The sequence below is a fragment of the Candidatus Zixiibacteriota bacterium genome, assembly GCA_035574315.1.
Lineage (GTDB): Bacteria > Desulfobacterota > Binatia > UBA9968 > UBA9968 > DATLYW01.
On the sequence record DATLYW010000015.1, the window covers coordinates 40,596 to 63,322 of the forward strand.

General features: G+C 65.4%; 23 protein-coding genes. 9 read left to right on the forward strand and 14 right to left on the reverse strand.

The features are described from left to right. Positions 1–144: 144 nt before the first annotated feature. Positions 145–1,101, reverse strand: coding sequence for a peptidyl-alpha-hydroxyglycine alpha-amidating lyase family protein (locus VNN77_04450; GenBank protein HXG50644.1), 957 nt, complete (start codon positions 1,099–1,101; stop codon positions 145–147). Positions 1,102–1,226: 125 nt separating this feature from the next. On the opposite strand from VNN77_04450, the gene VNN77_04455 reads away from it, so the two are divergent. Continuing rightward, on the forward strand, positions 1,227–2,408 hold the full coding sequence (locus VNN77_04455; protein HXG50645.1) for an MFS transporter: 1,182 nt from the start codon (positions 1,227–1,229) through the stop codon (positions 2,406–2,408). 27 nt (positions 2,409–2,435) lie between these two features. Here the strand turns inward: VNN77_04455 and VNN77_04460 are convergent, their stop codons facing one another. Continuing rightward, positions 2,436–3,218, reverse strand: coding sequence for an isochorismatase family protein (locus tag VNN77_04460; GenBank protein HXG50646.1), 783 nt, complete (start codon positions 3,216–3,218; stop codon positions 2,436–2,438). 554 nt (positions 3,219–3,772) lie between these two features. Here VNN77_04460 and VNN77_04465 point away from each other — a divergent pair. From VNN77_04465 to VNN77_04475, 3 genes are read left to right on the forward strand one after another with little or no spacing between them, the layout of a single operon-like run. Next, complete coding sequence (locus VNN77_04465) at positions 3,773–4,288, forward strand: 3-hydroxybutyryl-CoA dehydratase (protein ID HXG50647.1); 516 nt, start codon at positions 3,773–3,775, stop codon at positions 4,286–4,288. 21 nt (positions 4,289–4,309) lie between these two features. Beyond that, a complete protein-coding gene (locus VNN77_04470; protein ID HXG50648.1) occupies positions 4,310–5,083 on the forward strand; it encodes a hypothetical protein in 774 nt (257 codons plus the stop codon). Further along, positions 5,073–6,002, forward strand: coding sequence for a TPM domain-containing protein (locus VNN77_04475; GenBank protein ID HXG50649.1), 930 nt, complete (start codon positions 5,073–5,075; stop codon positions 6,000–6,002). The genes VNN77_04470 and VNN77_04475 overlap by 11 nt, the downstream gene beginning before the upstream one ends. A 62-nt stretch (positions 6,003–6,064) precedes the next feature. Here the strand turns inward: VNN77_04475 and VNN77_04480 are convergent, their stop codons facing one another. Next, a complete protein-coding gene (locus VNN77_04480) occupies positions 6,065–6,493 on the reverse strand; it encodes an ACT domain-containing protein (protein HXG50650.1) in 429 nt (142 codons plus the stop codon). A gap of 264 nt (positions 6,494–6,757) precedes the next feature. Here VNN77_04480 and VNN77_04485 point away from each other — a divergent pair, with 264 nt between their 5' ends. The 3 genes from VNN77_04485 to VNN77_04495 all read left to right on the forward strand — a co-directional run bounded on the left by VNN77_04485 (position 6,758) and on the right by VNN77_04495 (position 9,191). Beyond that, entirely contained in the window at positions 6,758–7,147 is a 390-nt protein-coding gene (locus VNN77_04485) for a CBS domain-containing protein (GenBank protein ID HXG50651.1), read from the forward strand. Between the two features lie 164 nt (positions 7,148–7,311). Beyond that, on the forward strand, positions 7,312–8,196 hold the full coding sequence (locus VNN77_04490; protein HXG50652.1) for a polysaccharide deacetylase family protein: 885 nt from the start codon (positions 7,312–7,314) through the stop codon (positions 8,194–8,196). Then, complete coding sequence (locus tag VNN77_04495) at positions 8,193–9,191, forward strand: ABC transporter substrate-binding protein (GenBank protein HXG50653.1); 999 nt, start codon at positions 8,193–8,195, stop codon at positions 9,189–9,191. Before VNN77_04490 ends, VNN77_04495 begins: the two co-directional genes overlap by 4 nt. A gap of 30 nt (positions 9,192–9,221) precedes the next feature. Here the strand turns inward: VNN77_04495 and VNN77_04500 are convergent, their stop codons facing one another. From VNN77_04500 to VNN77_04525, 6 genes are all read right to left on the reverse strand, one after another. Next, entirely contained in the window at positions 9,222–9,731 is a 510-nt protein-coding gene (locus VNN77_04500; GenBank protein HXG50654.1) for a hypothetical protein, read from the reverse strand. 286 nt (positions 9,732–10,017) lie between these two features. Continuing rightward, the gene (locus VNN77_04505) at positions 10,018–11,364 is read right to left on the reverse strand and encodes an MmgE/PrpD family protein (protein ID HXG50655.1); all 1,347 of its coding nucleotides are present in this window, start codon (positions 11,362–11,364) and stop codon (positions 10,018–10,020) included. Between the two features lie 15 nt (positions 11,365–11,379). Continuing rightward, on the reverse strand, positions 11,380–12,633 hold the full coding sequence (locus VNN77_04510) for an MFS transporter (protein ID HXG50656.1): 1,254 nt from the start codon (positions 12,631–12,633) through the stop codon (positions 11,380–11,382). Positions 12,634–12,752: 119 nt separating this feature from the next. Then, a complete protein-coding gene (locus VNN77_04515) occupies positions 12,753–14,003 on the reverse strand; it encodes an MFS transporter (GenBank protein HXG50657.1) in 1,251 nt (416 codons plus the stop codon). 9 nt (positions 14,004–14,012) lie between these two features. Further along, entirely contained in the window at positions 14,013–14,324 is a 312-nt protein-coding gene (locus tag VNN77_04520) for a putative quinol monooxygenase (protein ID HXG50658.1), read from the reverse strand. A 32-nt stretch (positions 14,325–14,356) separates the two neighbouring features. Next, the gene (locus VNN77_04525; GenBank protein ID HXG50659.1) at positions 14,357–15,091 is read right to left on the reverse strand and encodes an ABC transporter substrate-binding protein; all 735 of its coding nucleotides are present in this window, start codon (positions 15,089–15,091) and stop codon (positions 14,357–14,359) included. A 202-nt stretch (positions 15,092–15,293) separates the two neighbouring features. Here VNN77_04525 and VNN77_04530 point away from each other — a divergent pair, with 202 nt between their 5' ends. Beyond that, on the forward strand, positions 15,294–16,328 hold the full coding sequence (locus VNN77_04530) for a VOC family protein (protein ID HXG50660.1): 1,035 nt from the start codon (positions 15,294–15,296) through the stop codon (positions 16,326–16,328). Positions 16,329–16,781: 453 nt separating this feature from the next. Here VNN77_04530 and VNN77_04535 read toward each other — a convergent pair whose 3' ends face one another. From VNN77_04535 to VNN77_04550, 4 genes are all read right to left on the reverse strand, one after another. After that, positions 16,782–17,252: a tripartite tricarboxylate transporter TctB family protein gene (locus tag VNN77_04535; protein HXG50661.1), complete on the reverse strand. Its 471-nt coding sequence runs from the start codon at positions 17,250–17,252 to the stop codon at positions 16,782–16,784. Further along, entirely contained in the window at positions 17,252–18,751 is a 1,500-nt protein-coding gene (locus tag VNN77_04540) for a tripartite tricarboxylate transporter permease (GenBank protein ID HXG50662.1), read from the reverse strand. Before VNN77_04540 ends, VNN77_04535 begins: the two co-directional genes overlap by 1 nt. 61 nt (positions 18,752–18,812) lie before the next feature. Then, positions 18,813–19,871, reverse strand: a complete 1,059-nt coding sequence (locus VNN77_04545; protein ID HXG50663.1) for a tripartite tricarboxylate transporter substrate-binding protein — start codon at positions 19,869–19,871, stop codon at positions 18,813–18,815. A gap of 163 nt (positions 19,872–20,034) precedes the next feature. Next, positions 20,035–20,286 carry a hypothetical protein gene (locus tag VNN77_04550; GenBank protein ID HXG50664.1) on the reverse strand — a complete coding sequence of 84 codons (252 nt, stop codon included), beginning with the start codon at positions 20,284–20,286 and terminating at the stop codon, positions 20,035–20,037. A gap of 178 nt (positions 20,287–20,464) precedes the next feature. Between VNN77_04550 and VNN77_04555 the strand changes: the two genes are divergently transcribed. Continuing rightward, complete coding sequence (locus tag VNN77_04555) at positions 20,465–21,571, forward strand: amidohydrolase family protein (GenBank protein ID HXG50665.1); 1,107 nt, start codon at positions 20,465–20,467, stop codon at positions 21,569–21,571. Between the two features lie 40 nt (positions 21,572–21,611). Here VNN77_04555 and VNN77_04560 read toward each other — a convergent pair whose 3' ends face one another. Further along, positions 21,612–22,637: a tripartite tricarboxylate transporter substrate-binding protein gene (locus VNN77_04560; protein ID HXG50666.1), complete on the reverse strand. Its 1,026-nt coding sequence runs from the start codon at positions 22,635–22,637 to the stop codon at positions 21,612–21,614. Positions 22,638–22,727: the final 90 nt, after the last annotated feature.

Consider the following 22,727-nt stretch of genomic DNA (forward strand, 5'->3'; position numbering starts at 1 on the left):
AAACGATACCCGCAGATCAGCGGTTCGCAGGCATCTAGACAAGGTATCATGGCCGGTCGGGACCGGGACCGGTCGCTTCGCGGCTCGATACAAGAACCGGAAACTGAAAACCGGGAACCCAAAATGCTTCAACGCGGCCAGCCGCTAGCGCTCCAGCTTGCGCAGCTTCTGCAGGGAGCGCAATTCCCGCGGAGGATCGAGGCGTTGCCCCACGATCGTCCACGAGACTTCCCCGACGTAGAGATCGCCGCGCGAATCCAGCGCGAGGCCGTGGGGCGCGATGAACTGTCCCGGCGCCTCTCCACCGCGGATGTCTCCCAGGCGCGCAAGCCGCCGGCCGCGCTTGTCGTAGATGTCGATCCGGTTGCCCAGATTCGGGCAGTCCTTGTTGACGCCCATCCCCGGGCCCAGCTCGCCGACGTAGCAGATCGGGTCGGGCTTCGTCGTGTCCATGTACAGAGCGCACGGCCGGTGCATGTTATTCCATTGTGTCTCGTAGCGCCCGTTGCCGTCGAAAACCTGAATACGGTGATTTTCCCGATCGGCGACGTAAACCCAGCCGTCGCGGTCGGTGCAAATGTTGTGCACGATGTTGAACTGCCCCGGGTCGCATCCCGGCTCGCCCCACGACAGCAGCCACTTCCCGTCGGGGGAGTACTTGTGCACCCGCGAGTTGCCGTAGCCGTCGGAGACGTAGATGTCGCCTTGCGGCGAGAAGGCCACGTGCGTGCAGCGGTTGAACGGCTCGCCGCTCTGGTATGGGGCCGGCCTGCCGGGAACGCCCAGGGTTAGAAGGATCTTTCCGTCGAGCGTCCACTTCCGGACCGTGTGATCGCCGTCGTCCGTGAGAAAGACCGTGTCGTCCGGTCCCATGGTCAGCCCGTGCGCGCGCTTGAAGACTCCTTCTCCCCACGACGTGAGAAAATTTCCTTCCCGGTCGAACACGATCACCGGGTGAGCCCCTCTGGTAAAGACATATACCCGGTCTTTTCCGTCGACGCCCACCGCGGCGACCTCCCGGAAACTCCACCCGTCGGGGAGCTTCCCCCAGCCTTCGACGACCTCGTAGCGAAATTCCCCGCTCCCGAGAACGACGCTCATAGCACCTCCGTTCGGTTCGAAACCTCCGGACGCAACGCGTTGCCGGCTCCACCCCGAGGAATCTCCGAGCCTCGACCGCCCAGATCCATATCACGATTTGCCGGCCGCTGGTATAATGCGGCGCCATGAATTTTTCCGCCATCGTCCTTTACGCCCTCGCGGCGATCTGCCAGACCTCGGGTTCCTCCGGCGCCGCCATGCTGGCGCCTTTTTTCATGAAAGAGCACGGCTATCCGCTCGCGCTCGTCGGAATCCCGCTGGTCGCAAACGGCGTCGGCCGGGTTTGCTCCGACCTTCTGTCCGGCTTCATGGCGAGCTACTTCAGCTCCGGCGCGTTGCTCGTGGCGTCCATGGCGCTCGCGCTTCTCACGAGCGCCCTCGGCTATTTTTTCCTCGACCTCATGCCGGTCTTTCTCGGGGCATGGACCGTTTTCGGCTTGACCGAGGCGATGTTCGCGCTGTCGCTGAGAAAGATCGGCTTCGATCTGGCTCCCGCGGAGCGGCAGGGTCGCGTCCAGGGGCAGCTGGCGGCCGCTCTCGGGATCGGTTTTACGATGGGCCCTCTTCTGGGCGGCTTCGTCGGGAATCGGCTCGGGCCCGACGCGCTTTTTCTCCTCTACGGAACGCCGCAGATGCTGGGGCTGGCGCTCGTGCTCGCGGCCGGGGCCCATCGGTATCGAAAGGCTTCGCGCCCTTCCGCGGCCCCGCTGTGGCAGGAAGGGCTCGGCCTCCTCAAAAGCCCTCCCTTCATCGCCTCCTGCCTGGCGATCTTCCAGTGCTTCCTGTTTCTCGTCGGCGTTACTCGGGTGGCGTTCCCGTTTCTCGCGCTGAACCATCGCGGGATCGGCCTCGAGGCCATCGGCGCGATGGTATCGATCTCGCGACTGACCGACACCCTCGGCCGTTACACGGGCGGCTGGCTCTCCGATCGGATACAGGCCGCGAGGGTGATCCTCATGGGGATCTCTCTCGGAATTCCCGCGCTCGCCCTGCAAGCCTACGGCGAGAGCTATCTGGCGCTGCTTTCGCCTCTCGCGCTCCTCACGCTCGGGTTCGGCTTCACCAACGTCGGCTCCACCACGCTGGCGCTGCAGGTCGCGCCCGCCGGCGCCAAAGGGCTGGGCCTCGGCCTTTCGCGCGCCGCGACCTCGGCGGGTCAGATGCTCGGGCCGCTGCTCTGCGGATGGCTGATCGAGCGCGCCGGCTACGAGCGCGGATTCCAGTGGATGGCGCTGATCACGGCGTTTGTTCTGTTCGCCTCCTGGCGCGGTTTGCGGGCGGCGGGGCACGGCGAGCCGGTTCCGTAAGGCGCCTCCCGGAACCGCGCGTGCGGCTCAGATCTTGAGCTGCTCGCCGGTCGTGAGCTCGCGGAGCAGGTCCAGCGGATTCTCGCCGTCGGCGCCGCGGCGGTTTCGTTCGGCCCGCCACCCGTCCAGATAGTCCAGCACTTCCTGCTCGGAGACCACGTCAGCGTATTTCTGGTTCATGTCGAACAGGTTGATCGCGTGGCAGGCTTCGTGACGGTCGAAGACCCCCTCCTCGACCACGATCATGCGAAAACGATGGGTGGTGCCGTCGACGACGCTCGCGCGCACGCAGCCGCTCGTGCTCTCGCCCACCGTGATGATGGTGTCGACATCCAGGAACCTCAGGTGGCCGACCAGCGGAGTCCCCCAGAAAGCGCTCGGCGACACTTTTCTGAGCACCGTCTCTCCCGGCAACGGCTTGACCTCGTCGACGATGTCGAACTTGCGCCGGATGCGGTCCAGCTGCTCCGGAGTCATGTTCGAGCGCTTCGCTTCCCTGCGAAACGACCATCCTTCGATGCCCACGCCGTCCAGCCCGGTGATATGAATGATCGGAATGCCGACCTCGCGCGCCTTGGCCAGCACTCTCTGGATGTGCGGCAAAGCGTTCCATCCCGCGAGCCCGCAGCTCCCGGGCCAGGTCTTGATCGCCTCGAGCAACGGTTCGGGCTTGTCGCCGAATACCCAGCGGTAAAGGTCGATCAAGAGCAACGCCGGCCGGTTTCCGAACCCGATTCTTTTCGGCTCCCGGGACTGAAGCGAGGCCTTGTCCTGCTCCGTAAGAAAACGATCCCAAACGCGCTCCGGCATAATCACCTCCGCGGTCTCTTCGTAGTGCCGAAGCCGAAGCCTAACCCCGAACCCCTTGCGGTGTCAATTCAGCGTACCGTTGCACGGTTGCATCCTGAACGATGCAATGATTCCTCCCGGGTTGACCGGCTCGGTACGGCGGCGCCCGGGAGCGCTCCAATCCGGGATCAGGATTCCTCATTTCGCCGGATGGACTCTTCGTCACCGCCTGTCAGGTGATGAAATATTGCCTGCCCCCAGAAAGGGAGACCGCCCGCTTCGGCACGGGCCTGGGCCGCCCCTTCGAGCGGCCGCGCACGCGTTACAAGGCCCGCGACGGCGCGCGCGAACACGAGATCGAAATCGCCTCTTATCTCCGGGAGGCCGATTCCACGCCTGCGATCGTTCTCCTCCCGAGGAGAACGCCTCTCGACCTTGGAAAAAGCGTCGTGAACTGGCGCCATCCTGTCGACCGCGATAGAATTCTGGGCCGGTCCCCGGGCGAAGCGGGCAACGCGCTCGCGTTTCTTGCCCCGGCGCGCGCATCGGCGATATACTCCGGCGACGGAGGGTTTATGGAGCCGTTGATCGCCGTCGATCTCAAGCGTCTCGTCGACAACGTCAAGTCCGCAGGCCAGAGCCGCCGCGTGATCTGGCAGGATTCGGAGACGATCGCCTTCCTCAGCCGGGGCCGCAAGGAGCGCCGTGACTTTCACGTCGATCCGAGCGACGAGGTGACCCTCCAGCTGAGCGGCATTCAGCGGCTGGTTTATCTTTCGGCCGAGGGCAGGCAGGAAACCGCGACCATCGAGGCCGGGCAAATGCTGCTTTGTCCCGCCGGAGTCCCGCACTCTCCTCGGGTCGAGGGCGACTCCTGGTTTATCGTCTTCGAGCGCAAACGAAAGCCGGGCGAGCGCGACTCCTTCATCTGGTTTTGCGATCGCTGCGGCAACAAGATCTACGAGGTTGCCGTCGAAGTGGGGGACTATCGCCTCGACCCTGTTTCCACCGTCCACCGGACGTTTTACGGCGACGAAAGGCTTCGCACCTGCGGCTCTTGCGGCTACGTCGTGCCGGTTCCGCCGGCCTGACCGCCCGGAGAGAGGACGAGCATGGCGAATCGCTACGCGGAGAAGATATTCGCTCTGGCAAGGGCCTACCGCGACGCCGAGGCGGAGGTGGTCTCCGCTTTCTTCTCCCGGCGGAGGAGCCGGCGCGAGCATCTTCGCTGGCTCAAGGCTCAGGCTTACAAGGAATACTCGGCCATCCGGCCGATCTTCACGGCGGTGGCTTCTCTCTATCCCGAAGTGGGCCGCGGAATCGACCGGGGAGAGTTCCAGGAGCTCACCGAGAAGCTCGCCGACGAAACCAGGCACGCGCGCCTGCTCATGGACTTGCTCGATGAGATCGCCGGCGCGAGGACCAGGCTTACCGATCTGCTCTGGCTCCCCGAAGACCAGAAGCTCGCGCGAATACGGGGCAAGTACTCCAGAACCTCCGCCGCGCTCCTGCACGGCGGGACGTTACGGCACTCCGAGGTTTGCCGAACCGACGAGGCGCTCGAGCGCGCCGCAATCGCGCTCACCGAGGGTGGCGGGGGCGCCCTCTATCTCGTCTGCAGCCGGCTCGGCCGTTCGGGGGTGTCGGGAAAGATCGCCCGGGTCTTTCGCGAAATTCTCCGGGACGAAACCGCGCACAAAGACGCCGGAGCCCGCGCGCTGCGGCGGCTCGTCAACAGTCGACGGTCCTTTCAACGGGCGGCGGATATCGTTCGCGCGATCTCGAGCCAGCGTCTACGGATGCGCAACGAGCAGTTCGGCTTTCCCCTGAGCCCTCGCAGGATCGCGGAGCTGGACCGGCGGGCGAGGCAGGCCTGTGAGCTTTGACCGTCCTGGGCGCGCGAGGCCGCCCGCCATCCCTGCGGCTGAGTTTCGCCCGGCGGCCGCCGCCCTGTTGATTTTCCTGATCGTCGCCCCGGTTTCGGCGTCGAGCGAACGGGAGGTCCCGCCCCTCAGGCAGGATGTCAACGATTTCGCCGGGATCATGCCCCAGGCAAGCATCGAGGAGCTGAGCCGGCAGCTCCATGAACAAAAAAAACGCACCGGGCGCACCGTGGTCGTTGTCACCGTGCCGGCGCTCGGCGAGCCGATGGAATCCTTCGCCGCAAAGACCTTCGGCCGCCTGCCGCTTAGCGAGAACGAGCTTGGAAAAACCGCACTGCTCGTCATTGCCTGGAAAGAGCGCAGAACCGGCGTCCACGTCGGCGACGAGCTCCGCCCTCTTTTTCCCGAACCGGCCGCGACCGACAAGATCCACGCCCACGCGAGCCTTTATTTCAACGGTCTCAGACCCGATCTCGGGATCCACTCGGCCGTCAACTACATTTTCCGCATCATCAAGGGAGAGATCAGGGCCGACGCCCTGAGCGAGGAGGAAAAGCTCGAGGACGCCTCGATCAGCGGCGCCGGAGCGGGAGCGATCTTCGCCCTTTTCCTGGCTCCCTACCTGGCCTTCATGGTCGGGGCCTTGTGGGGACTCTACGCCGCCACTTCGGGCATCCAGCGCTTCCCCCGGCTGTTCGTCGGTGCCGTCCTGGGCGGGGGCACGGCGAAGCTTCTGGCCGCGGCAATGACCTTTCTCGGCGCCTACAGCGACGGCCTGTGGTACTTCATCCTGAGCCTGAGCATTCCCCTCGCTCTGTTCGGCTGCCTTACGGAATTCTGGATGTCGGGTGACTGGATGGGCATACCGCGCGAGAAGGACGCGACGCTCAGGCGAAAGCCCACCGAAAAAATGGGAATTTGAAGGCCCGGCGCTCGCCGGGATCTCCAAGCAGGACGCCCGAGATCGCCCCGCCACCCCTCCGGCTATTTCAGCGCCCGACGCAAGGCGCGGATGGCGCTGTCCGCATCCGCGGCGCTGTCGAAGGCCAGGTAAGTCACGGCCCGGCGTCCGAGAGCCGCCGCGGAAAGGCCGCGGAGATTGATCCCGGCATCGGCTATCGCGCGCGCCATTTTCGCCCCCAGGCCCGGCCGATCGGGGCCTTCCACGCGCACGGAATGGAGGCTGTCCGAGGTGCTCAGGCCGGCGTTTTGCGCGGCCGCTTTCTGCTTCGCGCCCTTGATCGGGCACAGAAACACGACTCCGGTGCCGGGCTTGTCCGGAGCACGGCGTGCGATGATGAACTCCAGGCTTGCCCCGGCGTCTGCCAGGGCCGTCAACTTGTCAGCCAGGCCGCCGGGTCGATCCTCCACTTCTCCGGCCCAAACGCTCACTTTGCTGATCGTATATGCCATGGTCGCACCTCCTTCTCGGAATCGGTCTCGCTACTCAGACACAACCACCAGCATTCGCCTCGAAGCGTCGGCCCGGGATCGGCACGCGTGTTCGCCCGCGTCCGACTCTCATCGCGCGAGCCCGCGGAAGCTGACCGGCTCATAACACCGGACCGGCAAAAGTTCAAGCAAGCGGCAAAACCCTCTTGACTGAGCCCGCTCAAGTGCTAGGAGGTAAACAGGATTATCTCCCCTGCGGCAAGTCCGGGCACCCATGGAGGTGTTATGCTGGCCAGAGATATCATGACCAAACGCGTGATTGCCGTAAAACCCCTGACCCCCGTCAAAAATCTCGCCAAAACGCTGAGCGAGCACCGCATCGGCGGAGTCCCGGTCGTCGACCGCAACGGCAAAGTCGTAGGCGTCGTATCCGACCGCGACCTGGCGGCCAGGAAGGGAAAGCAGGTGAAGTCGATCATGAGCAGGCGTGTGATCGGCGTTGCAGAGGACACTCCCGTCGAGCAAATCGCCGCCCTCATGGCCACCCGCCACCTCAAGCGCCTTCCGGTGCTGCGCGGACAAAAGCTGGCGGGGATCGTCAGCCGCGAGGACGTCATCCGGGCCGTCGCTCTCGGCGACAATTTCTCGATCCGAACCCCGATCTACGACCTCTGACGGTCGGGGCGGGATTTTCTCTCCCCCGGCCGGCCCGCGAGACCCCCAGCCGTTTGGCGGTCCTTCCCCGGCCGTTGCCTTCGCCGGTCCGGGCGTCGCCTTGACGCACCGGGCCTTTTTGTCATAGCGTCGGCGCTAAAGCGTCCCAGCCGCCGGGAACCGACATGCAAACCGACCGCTACGACTATTCGCCCATCATACGCCGCGAGCCGTTTCAGTGGCCGAATCGGGCCAGGATCGCTTTGGTGGTGGCGCCGAACATCGAGTTCTTCCATATCGACAAGGTCATCCCCGGGGCGGCAACCGCCCGGCTGCCGGACGTCACGGGATATGCCCTGAGGGACTACGGGTCGCGGATCGGTGTGTTTCGCATGATGGAAGTCCTCGACAAGCACGGGATCCGGGCGACGGTTCTTCTCAACTCCGACGTCTGCGCGCATCACCCCGCGATCATCGAAGAAGGCAACAAACGCGGTTGGGAATGGCTGGGCCACGGCGTCACCAACAACATACGCATGAACCAGTATCCGGCCGAAGAAGAGCGCGCCGTTATCCGCCAGGTCCGCGAAACTATCGCGGCGGCGACCGGAAAGGCGCCTCGCGGGTGGCTCGGCCCCGGAGGCGGCGATGAGAGTCCGGACACGCTGGACCACCTCGCCGCTGAAGGCTTCGATTACGTTTGCGACTGGGGCTGCGACGATCAGCCGGTCGCCTTGCGGGTCAAGTCGGGCCGCATGATCGGGATTCCGTATCAACAGGGACTCAACGACATCCGCGTCATGTTCCAAGGAGGCCACACGCCTGCGGAATGGCTGCAGATGGTCCGTGACCAGTTCGACACCCTCTATGCCGAGGGTGCGACCAGGCCGCGGGTCATGACCATTCCCCTGCACCCGTTCGTGATCGGGCTTGCGTTCCGCATCAAGTACCTGGATGAGGCGCTCGCCTATATCTGCGCTCACCGGGACGTCTGGAAAGCCACGGGTTCGGAGATCGCCGACTGGTTCTACGCCCACTACTACCAACCATCCGAGGGGAGGCGCCGATGAAGCGCGAAGGCTGGCTCGACGTCGTGCCGCTCCTGGCGGCGGCAGCGCTCTTTTGCGGCGGCCCGCGGGCCGGCGCCGCGGATCGAATCCTCATCGGCAACGTATCGCGCACCGTGGAGCAGCTCCCGAACTACGCGGCGACCGACAAAGGGTTCTTCGCCCGGGAAGGAATTCAGGGCGACGTGGTGCTGATCGGATCCACGGATACCCTGGTCCAGGCGCTCGTCGCGGGCCAGATCCATGTCGCGATCGTGGACCCGTCGGCGGCGATCAACGCCATCGAGCGCGGCGCCGCGCTCAAGATCATCGGCGGCACTGTGCCGATCGCGGCCTACACCCTGGTCGGTTGTCCGAAATACAAAACGATCAGGCAGCTTAAAGGGACGACCATCAGCGTCGTGAGCCTGGTTTCCGGGAGCACCATTTTCCTCAGGGAGATGCTCCGGGCGGAAGGTCTGGAGCTCAATCGCGACTACACGATCCTCCAGGGCGGTCCCACCACGCAGCGGCTCGCCAGCCTCAAAGGCTGCAACGCCGCCGCGACGATGGTCCTCGGTGGCGATCTGCCGCGAGCGCGCGAGCTCGGCTTCCCCGAGATTGCGCGGCTGCAGGACTACATCGCCAACCTTCAGTTCCACAGCTTCATCGTGGACAGCCGGTGGGCGGAGGCCAACAGCGATCTCACCGTGCGGTATCTGAAGGCGATGATCCGCGCCATGCAGTGGGCTCACGCGAACAAGGAAGAGGCCGCGGCGCTGGTTACGCAGCGAACCGGAATCCCCCTCAAATATACCCGAGCCACGGTCGAGGAGTATCTGACCCAGGGAATCATCAGCCGCGACGGCTCGATCAACCGGGAAGGGTTTCAACGGTTGATCGATCTCATGGGAGAGCGCCTGTTCAGGCAGAAGCCCTATCCGCCGCCGGAGAAATATCTCGACATGAGCTATCTCCGGCGCGCTCACAGGGAGCTGGGCTTTCCGGCGAGTCGGTAGCGGAGAGAAAAACGAAGCCGTCCCGGCGCGCTATCGGCGCCGGAAATTGTCCCTGAGGTCGCGTCGCTCCGCTTCCAGCTTGGCCCGGCTTTCGTGAAGCTCCTTTCGGCGCTCCGCGATCTTTGCGAGGTCTTCCCGGATCTCGCGCCGGTCGGCGGCGATCTCATCGGGGCTTGCTCCCCTGCGGATATCGTGTCTCAGCTCGGCCCGGTCCTTTCTGAGCTCGCCGTAAGCCTCCCGTAGCTCTCGCCGATCTTTCGCCACCTCGCGCCGCGCCAGGCGAACGTCCCGGATGTCGCTCCGAATCTCGTCCCGGTTGCGGAACCGGTGGCGGGCGTCGTACCGCGCGTGCCGCCGAAAGCGATGCTCGTCGCGGTGCGGCCAGCCCTTGTGGTAGCGCTTCCCGTGCTTCTTGTCATGGCCTCTGTGCCATCCGGGATTGTCCTTGAAATCCCGGTGGTCTGCAGCCGCTGGCGTCGCCGGCATGACCAGCGCCGCCGCGAGCAAACCCGCGAAGATGCCTGCTCTGATGACCTTCATCGTCGTCCTCCTTCAGCCGTTGCCGTCGAGTCGGCCGGGAGGCACACCGAGCAACCCGCATGCCACCCGCGCCGGGACGATGATCCTCGCGAATACACGGGAGTTGTCGAGGATCGCTCGTCTGCGAGCCCCGTAAAAATTACATGGCGATACGCAAAGTTGTCGTCCGGGCGGGATGCGCGAAGCGGCCCGGCCGCAGGAGAATTGCCGGCGTTCGCGGGTGGTTGGCGGCGCGCGGGGGGAAAGAAAGGTCCTTCTGAACGGGAGCCGGGGATTTTTCGGATTCCTATCCCCGCAAAAGAGAACAGAACGGCCGGATATCTTCCATCGTTTCCAGATGATCGATGCACTCCAGAGCGCGGCGGGCCGCGTCCTCGTCGATCACCCGTCGGGCGCAGTCCATGAACTTCCTTTCGAGCTCGGCGGTCGACATCGGCGCCTCCCGGCTGCCGCGCGCGTGCTCGACCGACTGCGCCAGCGTCCGTCCGTCGCGCAGCCGCACCGAAACCCGGCAAGGGCGGCCGCCGGGCGAGGTCGCCCTGAGCTCCCGATCGTGCGTCATCCGGATCCGCTCGGCCAGCCGCAGAACGTCGGGATCCCTCACGGCCTCGTCGGTAAACGCATCCAGGAAAACCCCGCCGTCGATGATTGCGCGCGCAAGCACATATGGCATCGAGAACTTTCCTTGAAGGCCGGTTTCGGGAACGCCAAAGGCGATCCGCTCGAAGGTGTACCGGGTCACGCCGACCTCGATCGCCTCGATCTCGGCGGCGGCCAGACCGTGGCGCGCCCTGAGCTCGAGCAGCGCGTCGATCGCCGGATGCGTCAGGCCGCCGCAGGGATAGGGCTTGATTCTCAAGCCGCTTTCGACCAGCTCGTACTTCCGTCCCAGCTCGTCGATCGGCGCGCCGTCGGCGTTCACGCCGGCATAGAGCACCCGATAAAAACCGAGCTTCGCCTCGATCGCCCGATCGTTGGCGGTAAATCCGCTCTGCGCCAGTTTTGCGGCCATCACCCCGTTACGCGCCCCCAGTCCGGCGTGCAGCGGCTTGGTCATCGTCCCGAAGTTGCAAACGAGCCCGCCCGCCATCGAGGCCGCGATGCCGACGGCGGTCGCGATCCGCGGGGCGTCGAGATCGAGGAGCCTGGCGCACGCCACGGCTGCTCCCAGCGACCCCAGGCCGCCCGGCGCGTGCCATCCGCTTTCGGTTCCCTCGCGGAGCGAGAGCGCCAGCTTGGCGACGGTTTCGAACCCGGCCGCGTAAGCTTCCACGATGCGCCGGCCCGACGCCCCCGTCGCTTCTCCGAGAGCGAGGATCGCCGGAATCAGCGGTGCGGTCGGCTGGCCCATCAGCGCAAAGCTGTGATCGAAATCGAGCGCGTGCGCCGCCGTGCCGTTGACAAGAGCCGCCTGGATTGCCCCGGAGCGAAAGTGCTGCCCGATGACCGTGGACTCCTCACGATCGAAGCGCGCGAGCTCGGCGCAGATCCTGGCGCTCGGCTCGCGGCTCCCGGCGAGCGCCACCCCCACGCAGTCCATAACCGCAATCTTCGCCGTCTCGACCGCTCGCGCCGGAATGTTCTCGTACCGCGCCTCCGCGGCAAAACGGGCGATCTTCCCGGTGACGTCCATATCGACCTCCGCTCGTTATTTGCGGGCGCTTGCCGGCTGTTGCGCTCGGGTCCCGCCGTACAGCTTCAGCGGCGCGATCACGGCGGCACCGACCAGCAGGAAGATTCCCGCGAGCACGAAAGCCGACCGGATCCCCCACGCGCCGATCAGGTAGCCGGTCAGCATCGGCGTCGGGATCACGGCGAGCTGCGTGATCAGAAAAGTAAGACCGTATGTGGACGACTGGATGTTCGAGCCGGCGACGTCCATCACCGCCGCGTTCATGATGTTGAAGATCGTGTAGAAAAAGACGCCGGTTACCAGAACCACGAGCGCGAGCGCCGCGCCCGCGGGCGCGGCGGCGAGCAGCGCGAAGAACAAACCGAGCGCCAGGCACGAAGGCACGAGCACGGCCTTGCGGCCGAAACGGTCCGAAAGCAGCCCCAGAACGGGCTGCGAGACGATTCCCATGACGTGCAGCAAGGCGACGAACCCGCCGACGCCGACCGAGGTGTATCCCAGATGCTCCTGCAGGTAGATGGGAAAGAAGGTGAGAACCACCAGCCGCCCCATCTGCAAGAGCCCGGTCGCCGCCGAGACCCCCAGAAACGCGGCGTCCCTGAGCAGTCGCGCCACGTCGCGCAGTTGCCCGGAGGCGCTCGCCGGGGCGGGACCTCCGTCTCCGAGCGCGGTCGTCAGAGCGCGCCAGAGCAGGAACCCGAACAGTAGGCCCGGGACGAGCTGCGCCTGTGTGAGGCCTCTCCAGGAAAAGCTCGCGAGAAGGAAACCCACGCAAAATGGCGTGATCGTATCGCTCAGGGTCGCGCCCGTTCCGTGGATCGAGAGCGCGGTGCCGCGCCTCTCCGGAAACCGGTTCGAGAGCACCCCCGCGGCGGCCGGATGCCAGAGCGCCGTTCCCAGGCCGACCAGGCCCGAGCCGACGAGCGCCGCGAAAAACCAACCGGCGCCGAGGAGGAAATAAGCGGTCCCCATCGACGCCAGCGACAGCGCCAGAATCGCCGCCCGATGGCGAACCAGCGAGTCGGCCGCGATTCCGAGCGGCAGCTGTCCGAGACCCGCAACCATCTGCTGCGCCGAGCTGAGCGCGCCGACCTCCACGTGGCTGAGCCCCAGATCCGCCTTAAGCGTCGGCAGGATCACCGGGAGGGACTGCTGGAACCAGTGGATCACGAAATGGCCGGCCGTGAGCACGCCGAGAAGCCAGGCGCGCTCGGCGCCCAGCACCCGAAGGGAGCGAACCAGAGACAGAGCGCTGCTCGCGAGGGACATTCCCGGCATCGGTCACCCTTTTGGGAAGCACCTGCGATCCGGTTCAAAGATTCCTTTGCACCGCCGGAAGCAATTCCGGGGTCTCGGTCGCGAGCCGCCATGATACGATGTCCGCATACTTACGGCCTCACTGGATTCCCTGTCGCGCATCGCGGCTCGCGCGCAAACCGCCAGGCGTTCCAGGCGGCTCCCGCCCCGCCGATCGCCAGCACCGCAAATGCGGAGCCCCAGGCCGCCGGAGGCCCGAAACCGGCAAGATCCGCCGCGTCGAGCGCCAGTCCGAAGGCGGTCGGCGCAACCGCCCCGGCCCCGAAGCCGAGCAGCGAGCGGATTGCGAGCGCCGAGCCGAGATGAGCCGGAGCCACCGCCTCGGTCAGGGCCGTGGACAGCACGGGCGAATCGCCGATTGTGACGAAACCGTAAACGAGAATGAGCGCGATCATCATGAAAGGCGGTCCCCCCACGAGCCAGCCGATTCCCAGGGACACCACGGTGCCCGCCGCGGCGAGGAGCAGCAAGACCGCTCCCCGACCCCAGAGATCGGAGAGATGGCCCATGGTCGATGCGGCGAGCGCCCCGACGAGATGCATGGCGGCGACGAGATACGAAGCCGCCTCGGCCGCCTTCGCGGAAGCGGTTCCGGAAAGCGTCAGGCTCGCAGCGAGAAAAGCGGGCGCCCACGACCACATGCCGAGCAGCTCCCAGCAATGGCAGGTGTAGGCGGCGACGAGCTGCCGGGCTCGAACGTTGCCCAAGAGCGCTGCCGCGGTTTCGCCATGCCTCGGCGGCCGATGGACTCTATTGGGCACGTCCCGCAACGCGCGCCACAGGATGAGCGCGCCGAGGCTCGGGAGCAGGCCGGTACCGACGAAGGCCAGCGTATAGTCGCCGAGCGCGAGCAAGAGGCCCGAGGTCGCCAGCGAGAACGCGTATCCGGCCGACGTGCTCGCGATCAACCACCCGACGGCGCGCCCGCGGCGGTCGGCCCGATAGCGCTCAGCCATGATCATGATCGCGGGAGTGTAGTTGCCGCCCTGCGTCATGGCGGAGAGCGTGTAGAGGAGCAGCGCCGACGCGTAGCCTCGCGCGAAGAAGCCAAACGCGACCGCACCCGCGGCGGTCGCGAACGCCGAGAGCACGAAGACACGCCGCGCTCCGACGCGCTCCGCCAGCCACGAGAAAGCCACGAGCGAGATCGTGTAGCCGACCATGAAGCCCGAGGAGATGGTGCCGGCTTCGGTCGCGGACATTTGCCATCGCTCTCTGAGAATCGGGAGGCACGCCGCGTACACCATGAAGTTGGAGTAGGCGAAAACGCGTCCGACGCAGATCGACAACAGCCAGCGATCCCGGCGCAGGACCCCTTCCATCCCGTCCCGTTAGCGCCAGGCCGTGTCCGGCGGCACCACGTTGGTGCCGAAGCGGCGCTCCGGCGAAGCGGCGAGCCAGGAGCGCGTTCTTTCCTGATAGTGCTTGAAGTGCGGACTCCGGCGATGCGCTTCCAGGGCGGCCTCGTCGCGGTAGACCTCGTAGAAATAAAAACGGTTCGGGTTCTCGCGGTCGCGGATCACGTCGAAGCGCAGGCAGCCGGGCTCGTCCTTTTCCGAATGCTCCGCATCATAGCGGGCCGCCTCCAGGAACTCCTCGACATGCTCCGGCTTGACCTCGATCGTCACCTGCAATATCAGCATGCGCCACCTCCATCGCACGCCCGATTCCCGGGCTACCGCGCCTTCGGCGCCACCGTGACGCCGCGGAGCCCCGCCTCCTCGATCGCGCGCGCGATCAGCCCGCAAGCTTTCATCTCCTCGACGAACTCGCAAAGGTAGTCCCTGGCCTGCGGCCGCCCCTTCGGCAGGCCCAGCGCCTGCTCGATCGCCATGAAACGGCCGTCGAGCACGCGGCTTCCGGGGAGCTTCGGTGCATTGTCAAGGAGATGCTGTCTCACGCCCGCCACCGCGTCGACCTCTCGGGCGACGGCGAGCGCAAAGGCGGCGTCGGGGGTGGGCGCTCGCACCAGGACGGCGTGCTTCAGGCTGCGGGTAAGAAACAGATCGTAGGCGCTCCCCGCCGAGACGGCGATCCGCGTGCCGTCGCGGTCGACGTCGGCTGGCGCTCGAAGCGGCGATCCCGCCGGCACGAGGTAGGCGCCCTCGATCTCCAGGTAAGGCGCCGTGAAATCGATCTCGTTCGCCCGCTCGGCGTCGAGCGCGAGAAAAGCGATATCCCAGGCGCCTTGCTTGAAGGCCGCGAACATCTTTCCCGCGGATTCGTAGCCGACGAGCTTAAGCGGCAGCTCGGCGCGGCGGGCGAGCTCACGCGCGAGCACGACCGCGATGCCGCTCAGCTCGCCGCTGCGCGGGTCTCTGCGGGCGAGCACCGGGTTGCCGTAGTTGATGCCTGCGCGCAAGGTGCCGGTCGGCGCCAGCTCGGCGCGCAAGGAATCCAGGATCGCCAATGAAGCCTCCTCGGGGCGGATCGTCGGACGCTGCGTCGCGGCGCGCCTCCCGACGCGGTTCGCGCACAGCTTCTCGCTTGCGGCGGCCTCGGGCAACGTACGTCGGGAAAGGGCTCTGTGTCAAGAAACGCAGCGGCTTGACCCGTTCGGCTCTCTCTGGTACGTGGGGTCCTGACGCCGGCATCGAACAGAGGGGCGCGCCATGGGATTCGACGAACCTGAGGGAGTCGTTCACTGGATCGACCACCATGTCGTGGGAACCAACGACATGGCCGCCTGGTCCGACTGGGCGGTGAATGCGACCGGGCTCTTGCGCCGCCCGATCGGCGGCCTCACTACGGCGGCGCGAAAGAGGAATGCCCCGATCATGTGTTTCCTCTGGTGGGAGGGCGGCTCCTGCCGCATCGGCGCGTTTCTGCAGCCCGAGGTCTTTCCCCCGAGCGGAGGTCTCGGCAGGGACCTGCCCCGGTGCGCGTTTTACATCCGGCCCGAAGACATCGACGCGCACGTTCGGCGGCTCGACCGCCACCGCATTCCCCACACCGACCCGGTCCGCACCGCGGCCGAAGGAGAAGAAGGCGTCGCCGTCTACTTCGAGGATCCCGACGGCAACCAGTACGAGTTCTGGGCGCCGGACATCATGCCCCCGGGCGCGATGGAAATCGCCACGCCGGAGAAGGTCGGCCGCATCAGCCACGTGGTGTTCGGCTCGCGCGACCTGAGCCGAACCGCGGCTTTCTTCGAGAGGTACTGCGGCCTGCGGCCCTCCCGCGGCGCGGCGATCGCCGAGGGCACGCTGGTCTTGCGGTTACAGGCGGGCGCCCGGCTCGTCTACCGGCTCGTCGACCGGGTCGACGAGCGGGTGGCGGGGCACGGACCGTGGTGGGACATGCACACCGCCTTGACGGTCCGCGAAGAGGACTACATGCCGAATTACCGGCGGATGTGGGAAGGGCTTCCCGAGGAAGAAGACGCCAAGGAAGCGCTGCGGCAGTCGATCGAGGAGCAGGATGCTCTCCCGGCGCGAACCGGCCTGCATCGGAGCCCTGTGGGCTACCGCTGGAAGCAGATTTACCGGCGCGGCGACGAGTTCTACGACTGGGACGGCCACGCCTTCCATTTTTATGGCGGCATCCCGCTGACGAAGGACGGCTCGCTCGCTCTGTACCGCGGCAAGGAGCAGGAAGAGTATCTGGAGGAGCTCGCCGGATTCGTGAAAGAACAGGACCGGCCGTGAGCGCCGCAGAAAGCTACGAGGCCCTGTGCGGAGGCTCCGCCGCGGGCTCGCCCGAAGGCAGCCGGTCCAGCCGCGGGCGCGTATTGTCCGCCTCGAGACGATCGAGGCGCTGCTCGAGCCGCGCCATTTCGTCACCTCTCGCCGCGGCGCGAGCCCTGCCTTAGAACACAAACGTCGACGAAGCCGATCTTGTTGCGGCGTACACGATCCAGGCCACGAGAATTCCCGCGAGGAGAGAGCCCGCGATCACGGCGTACAGCGGAACGGCTTCGACGGCACCCCCCGAACCAGATGCCGACCGGCGTCGTGTTTTGGGTCGCAAAATAGACGGCCCCCAGACCGAAAAAAACCGCAATCAGCAAGGCTGGCATGAAACGCCCCCTTCTGAAGAGCTCATTGGGCGTTGAAACGTGGCGGTGCCAGCTTCAAAACCGCCGGTCGGGAACCGGAAACCTACAACCAGGACCCCAGCAACGCCGGAGGCCAGGGAACGTGCAGCACCTTCTCGAAGATCCCGTAGAGGAAACCCCACGTCGCCACCGCCATTGAGCAGGCCGTGGTCCACCCGCCGCCGTAAAACTTCACGTAGGCAAGAACGAACAGCGGCAGCGCCACGGGGAACCCGACCACGTGAATCGCGGCGAAAAGCCCCCAGAGCCAGGCCCAGATCTCCAGGGTGCCCCACGGTCCCGAGTGCTCGATTGCAGCGGTGTCGAAGGTCGGCCGTGCCGGGCTGGAACGCTCCTCGCCCAGGGATTTGAAATCGGTCGCCCACTGCACCGCCGCCAGCACCGTCCCGACTCCGCCCAGCAGCAGTATGACGATCGAGGCGCGGAGCGGCCAGTCTGCGGCGATCCAAAGTGCGCCGAAAATGACCAGTCCCACGAGCGAAGTAAAGAGCAGTCGTTCCATCCCGCGAGCCATCACGTCACCACCTTGACCGCGGCTTCGGGCCGGCGCTTCGCTTTCCAGTCGTGGACGAACGGATAGACAACGGAAACGAGAAGCAGAACCATCAATATGAGGACGGTCGGGCGCGTCAGCCATTCCAGTCCGTAGCGGGTATAGGACAGCCAGAGATAGAGTTCCATCTTCTTTCCGAGAACGACGCCCAGCAGTAACGGCGCCCGAGGCCAGCCGTGCCGCCTCATGAAGAAGCCGAGCAGCGAGAAGATCATCAGCACCGCGAGATCGTAGCTGTGGAAGCCGGCGGCGAAAGCGCCGATGAAGATGAAGGCGACGATCGGCGGCACGACGATGTGGAACGGGAAAAAACAGATCCGGGCGATCGGCCTCGCAAACAGCATGCAGACCGCCGTGGCGATGATGTTCGCGATCACCAGGGTCCAGATCACGGCGAAGGTCAGGCTGAGCTGGGTGGTGAGCATGTCGGGTCCGGGCTTGATCCCCACCGCGACAAAGGCCGTGAGCACGAGGGCGGTGGACGTCCCGCCCGGGATCCCGAAGGCCAGCGTCGGTATGTAGTCTCCTCCTTCCTTGGCGTTGTTCGCACCCTCGGAAGCGATCACGCCGCGGACGTCGCCCTTGCCGAAGCTCGAGCGCTCCTTTTCAGTCTGTACCGCGTGCGCGTAGGCGAACCAGTCCGCGACCGAGCTGCCGAGGCCGGGAAGAAAGCCGACCCAGGCACCGATGAACGACGTGCGGAGCAGCAGCCACCAGTGCCGGAACACGTCGATGATCCCCTGAACGTATCCGCGGCCGAACTCCTCCGACCTGGCAATTGTTCCCTTGCGGCCGGCCAGATCGATCACCTCGGGAATGCCGAACAGCCCGAGAGCGACCAGCACGAGATGGATCCCCTCCCAGAGGTACGGGGTATCGAACGCGAACCGTTCGATCCCCGACTTGGCGTCGAGGCCGATAGTCGAAATGAACACTCCGAGGATGCCCGCGAGCAGGCCTTTCACCGGAGCGCTGCCGCTCAGGATCCCCACCATGCTCACGCCCCAGAGAGTGAGAACGAAGAACTCCGGCGAGCTGAAGCTCAGGACCAGCGGCCGCAGCACGGGCAGCGACGCGAGCAAAACCAGAGCGCCGAAAAGCCCGCCCAGCAGCGAAGCCACGAAGGAGGCGCTGAGGGCCCGAGCGGCCTCGCCGTTCCTCGCCATCGGGTGGCCGTCCAGGACGGTCGCCTGCGACCCCGAGCTTCCCGGCACCGAGATGAGGATCGCGGTGAAAGCGCTGGCTGTGTTCCCCACCGCGTCCATGCCGACGAGAAGCGCGATGACCTGCATGGGGTCCTGCATGGTCATCACGAAGGGCAGCATGATCGCCAGCGTGCTCGGCCCGCCGATTCCGGGAAGGAAACCGACGAGGCTGCCGATCAGCACGCCGAGACACATGAAGCCGAGGGCCCGCGGCTGAAGGACGCCGGTTAAACCTTCGACGGCCGCTTCCAGCATGATCGACCTGCGAAATCGTCCGAGATCCCACCCGACCCCGGCACGCCTGACCCGAGGCGAACTACGATTTCTTCCCGCCGACGGGAAGCCCGTACTTCTGCCGCATCTTGGTGATGAACTCCTTTGCTTCCTTGGGAATGGCGATGTGCTCGCGGATGACGCTCTCGATCTTTTCGGCGGAGTGAGGTTTCCAGCCGTCGCCGAAGAACTTGTCTCCTTCCCTGTCGACTTCCGGATCCTTCATGAGCTTGTTGAAGGCATCGCGCAGCAAGGCGACCAGATGGTCGGGGGTCCCGTCCGGTGCCACCAGAAACTTGTCCAGCTCCGGAGCGCCGGCCCACGCCATGTAGGCCTGCCAGGCCAGCCCGCCGGGCTTCTTCGCGCCGAGGACCTCGACGAACGTCGGTACGGCGGGAAAATCCTCGCGGCGTTTGTTTTCCTCGGCAACCAGAACGTCGACGATCCCCTCGCGCTGGAGATCCTTGACGAGCTTGGCGTTCTGCGTCGCCCAGAGATCGATCTCCCCCTGGCGCATCGCCAGCTGCAGCTCCCGGCTTCCGGGATAGCCGTAGACCCACCGGAGGTTCCACCCGAGGTACTCGGCGCCCCAGACCGTCATCGCCACCCAGGAACGGATGCCGTCGGTGTCGCCGACCACCGCCGGCTTGGCCGCGGGATCCGAGATCCGCGCCCGCGCTTCCTTGCGAATCATCAGCAGGCTTCCGGGCCGCGCGATGCCGCCGATGACTCTGAAGCGGCGCGGATCGTATTTGATGGTCGGCCCTCCCCGGACGAAATTGGCGATCCCGGAAGAGGAATCCTGCATGATCGTCAGGCCGTCGGGCTTCGCTTCGCTCGCGAAGTAGTTGTTGGCGATCGTTCCGCCCCCGCCGGGCATGTTCTGCACGATGACCTTGGGGTTGCCCGGAATGTACCTGGAGATGAACCGCGACACGAGGCGGGCCGCGGCGTCGGTCCCGCCGCCGGCCCCCGAAGAGACGATAATACGAAGCGTCTTTCCTTCGTAGTACGGCGGGGCATCGGCCGCCCCCGCACCCCCGGTGGGGATCGCCAGGAAAAGCAGGACCAGCCCTCGAGCCAACAAGCGCTTCGATTGCATCTTCTCCTCCTCGGACGAGAGATTTGCAACTTGCGAAAGCTCGTCTGATACGCCGGAAGTGACTCTTCGAACCCGTTCAAGGCCGAGATCCGGACCTCCGTCGCTGCGATAGCGCTTCGGTCCCCGTCGCTCGCCGGACGAGCGCTCGAGGCAGCCGAAGCTATCAAAAACCGCCGCCGGCCCGCAAGACCTCGCGATGCGCGCGGGGCAAGGGCCGTCCAGCAGGTAAAAAACGGCTCGGCCGCGGCCCGGACTCCTCGGTCCTGTCGTGGCGCATGTTGTTGAAAAGAGGGATCACTCCGATCCCGTCCGGCAACATCCGGATCATCTCCACGAGCGAAGCCGGAGCCGTGGCAGGCTTGATGATCCCAGCCATGTCGCGCCAGCTGTCGGACGCCATCGCGCTCTCCTCCAATTCCCGCCGACTCGCCTCCGGATCGCACCACGGAACGGACATTGACATCGCGCGAACGCGTATATTAAGGAATTCAAGGACTCGCGAACAACGATCGAACGAGCCGCCGCGAAGACCGGGTTCGGAAGGCCACGGCCTGTGACAGGATGCTTACATATCCAGAAGGAGGTCGACCGAAATGTCTCCGGATGTACCTGCCGAGGATCTCGTGATCGACGCCGACGCCCATGTCGTGGAGTCCGCTCACACCTGGGACTTCATGGACCCGTCGGAGAGCCAGTTTCGCCCGATTCCCCTCGAAACCCGTGAGCAGGCGGGGGTCAAGCTTCAATTTTGGGTGATCGACGGTAAGGTGAGAGGATTTCGCTTTCCCGCGTTCTCCGACGATGAGCTGCAACGGCGCTCCCGGCAGGTCGGGCGGAAGTTCGCCGACCGCCTGGAGTCCCGCGAGCTGGGCAACGTCGACCTGCGGCTGGAGCACATGGATCGAACCGGCGTCGACATCGAGGTCCTGCACAACACCATGTTCATCGAATCGGCCACGGACCGCGCGGCGGTCGAGGTCGCCCTGTGCAAGAGCTGGAATCGCTGGCTTGCGGAGATCTGGAAGCAGGGAAAGGGGCGTCTGCGCTGGTCCTGCATGGCGCCGACGCTGAGCATGACGGATGCCCTGGACCAGATCCGTTGGTCGAGGGAAAACGGCGCGTGTGCCGTGCTGATGCGCCCGGTCGAAGGGCACCGCCTGCTCGTCGACCCCTATTTCTACCCCATCTACGACGAGGCGCAAAAGCTGGACATGGCGATCGCGGTTCACATCGCCAATGGCAATCCATGGCTTTGCGATTTGTACCGCCACCCCGTGCCGATCGCTTCCACGTTCCACCGATTCCGAATCCCCACCGTAGCCGCGTTCACCGACGTCGTGCTCAGCGAGATCCCGCAGGTGTTTCCCAGGCTGAGATGGGGGTTCATAGAAGCCAGCGCGCAGTGGCTTCCATGGGTGATCGTGGAGGCGAGGAAACGCTTCAAAACCCTGGGCCGCGAGTGGCCCGAGAACTTCGCTCGCGACTATCGGCTGTTCGTTACCTGCGAGAACTCGGATGACCTGCCTTACATCGTTCAACAAGCCGGCGAGGACTGCCTGGTCATCGGAACCGACTACGGGCACACCGACATCTCGAGCGACGTCGACGCGATCAAAATATTCAGGGAAAGAGCCGACCTGGCGCCGCGGATCAAGCGAAAGATTCTGAGCGACAACGCGCGGGCGCTCTACGGACTCTGAGGCGCCTGCGCGAAGGCGACGAAGCGTCCCGTCGGGTCGGTTATCTCAGGACCTCCTTGAGCTTCGCCGCCAGTGCCGCGTCCAGGTTGAGAATCTCCTTGACGCCCCGCTCCAGCTCCGCCCCGTCGAGCGGATTGATCTCGAGGCGGGCCTTCTTCGCCTCGGCCAGGAGCTCGGGATCCTTCAGGGCCTCGATGAACGCCTTGCGCAGGAGCTGAACGCGCTCCTTCGGCGTTCCCGGAGGGAGCACGAAGGGACGGACGGTCGGGCCGTGCACCTGAATCACGGTGCGGATCAGCTTCTTCGCTTCCTCGGTCTTGGCGAAGTTGAGCGCGAGCGGCACGTGAGCAAGTTCCGCGTGGGGCGTCAGCGTCTCCTGCAGCACGATGACGAGATCGCCCGCATCGAGCTCCTTGCGCCAGGTCGCCCTGAACGACTGCCAGGAGTTGCTCAAGCCCTGAACCTCGCCGCTGTTGAAGGCGAGCCGGATATCCGCGGTCCCTTTGTATCCCGAGACAAGCTGAACCGGAAGGCCGATGGTCGCCTTGAGCACGTTGGGGAGGTCGTCGGTGCCCGAGCCCGTGGCCACCCCGCCCAGCTTGAGCGGGCTCTTGGAGGCCATCAGCTGGTCCGCGCTGGTGATTCCGCTCGCCCTGGACACCCCGAGCATGAACTCGTCCTGAGCCGGAACGCCGAGGTACTCGAAGCGCCGCGCATCGAACTCGATTCCGGGTTTCCCGAGAAGCTGCTGGAGGAAAAGTCCGCCGATGAAGTGGCCGATCGTGAGACCGTCCGGCTTGGCGGCCTTGTAGATGTGGTTGGCCGAGATCATGCTGCCGGCGCCCGCCATGTTCTCCACGGCGACCGTCGGATTGCCGGGGATGTACTTCGGGAGATGGCGGGCGATGACGCGGGCATAGGTGTCGTAGCCGCCGCCTGCGGAGAAGCCGACGATGATGCGTATCGTCTTCCCCTTGAAAAAGCTTTCCTGTGCGAAAGCCGCCCCGCCACAAGCGAGGATCAAGGCGGCCGCGATTTTCAGCGTGCCGAAGGCCCTGGCTCTCATATTTCTCCTCCTTGCAAGAAGACTCATCGAGCGGCCGCGGCGCTGAGCGGTGCCGCGCCCTACCGACTTATCAGCGAGCTCGTAACGACG

Bases quoted from the DNA above. Each gene is read 5' to 3' on its own strand.
- VNN77_04515 (HXG50657.1), bottom strand. From the start codon at position 14,003: ATGGAAGGGGTCCTGCGCCGGGATCGCTGGCTGTTGTCGATCTGCGTC.
- VNN77_04520 (HXG50658.1), bottom strand. From the start codon at position 14,324: ATGCTGATATTGCAGGTGACGATCGAGGTCAAGCCGGAGCATGTCGAG.
- VNN77_04530 (HXG50660.1), top strand. From the start codon at position 15,294: ATGGGATTCGACGAACCTGAGGGAGTCGTTCACTGGATCGACCACCAT.
- VNN77_04455 (HXG50645.1), top strand. From the start codon at position 1,227: ATGAATTTTTCCGCCATCGTCCTTTACGCCCTCGCGGCGATCTGCCAG.
- VNN77_04450 (HXG50644.1), bottom strand. From the start codon at position 1,101: ATGAGCGTCGTTCTCGGGAGCGGGGAATTTCGCTACGAGGTCGTCGAA.
- VNN77_04490 (HXG50652.1), top strand. From the start codon at position 7,312: ATGCAAACCGACCGCTACGACTATTCGCCCATCATACGCCGCGAGCCG.
- VNN77_04495 (HXG50653.1), top strand. From the start codon at position 8,193: ATGAAGCGCGAAGGCTGGCTCGACGTCGTGCCGCTCCTGGCGGCGGCA.
- VNN77_04480 (HXG50650.1), bottom strand. From the start codon at position 6,493: ATGGCATATACGATCAGCAAAGTGAGCGTTTGGGCCGGAGAAGTGGAG.
- VNN77_04485 (HXG50651.1), top strand. From the start codon at position 6,758: ATGCTGGCCAGAGATATCATGACCAAACGCGTGATTGCCGTAAAACCC.
- VNN77_04460 (HXG50646.1), bottom strand. From the start codon at position 3,218: ATGCCGGAGCGCGTTTGGGATCGTTTTCTTACGGAGCAGGACAAGGCC.
- VNN77_04465 (HXG50647.1), top strand. From the start codon at position 3,773: ATGGAGCCGTTGATCGCCGTCGATCTCAAGCGTCTCGTCGACAACGTC.
- VNN77_04535 (HXG50661.1), bottom strand. From the start codon at position 17,252: ATGGCTCGCGGGATGGAACGACTGCTCTTTACTTCGCTCGTGGGACTG.
- VNN77_04505 (HXG50655.1), bottom strand. From the start codon at position 11,364: ATGGACGTCACCGGGAAGATCGCCCGTTTTGCCGCGGAGGCGCGGTAC.
- VNN77_04540 (HXG50662.1), bottom strand. From the start codon at position 18,751: ATGCTGGAAGCGGCCGTCGAAGGTTTAACCGGCGTCCTTCAGCCGCGG.
- VNN77_04470 (HXG50648.1), top strand. From the start codon at position 4,310: ATGGCGAATCGCTACGCGGAGAAGATATTCGCTCTGGCAAGGGCCTAC.
- VNN77_04555 (HXG50665.1), top strand. From the start codon at position 20,465: ATGTCTCCGGATGTACCTGCCGAGGATCTCGTGATCGACGCCGACGCC.
- VNN77_04560 (HXG50666.1), bottom strand. From the start codon at position 22,637: ATGAGAGCCAGGGCCTTCGGCACGCTGAAAATCGCGGCCGCCTTGATC.
- VNN77_04545 (HXG50663.1), bottom strand. From the start codon at position 19,871: ATGCAATCGAAGCGCTTGTTGGCTCGAGGGCTGGTCCTGCTTTTCCTG.
- VNN77_04510 (HXG50656.1), bottom strand. From the start codon at position 12,633: ATGTCCCTCGCGAGCAGCGCTCTGTCTCTGGTTCGCTCCCTTCGGGTG.
- VNN77_04500 (HXG50654.1), bottom strand. From the start codon at position 9,731: ATGAAGGTCATCAGAGCAGGCATCTTCGCGGGTTTGCTCGCGGCGGCG.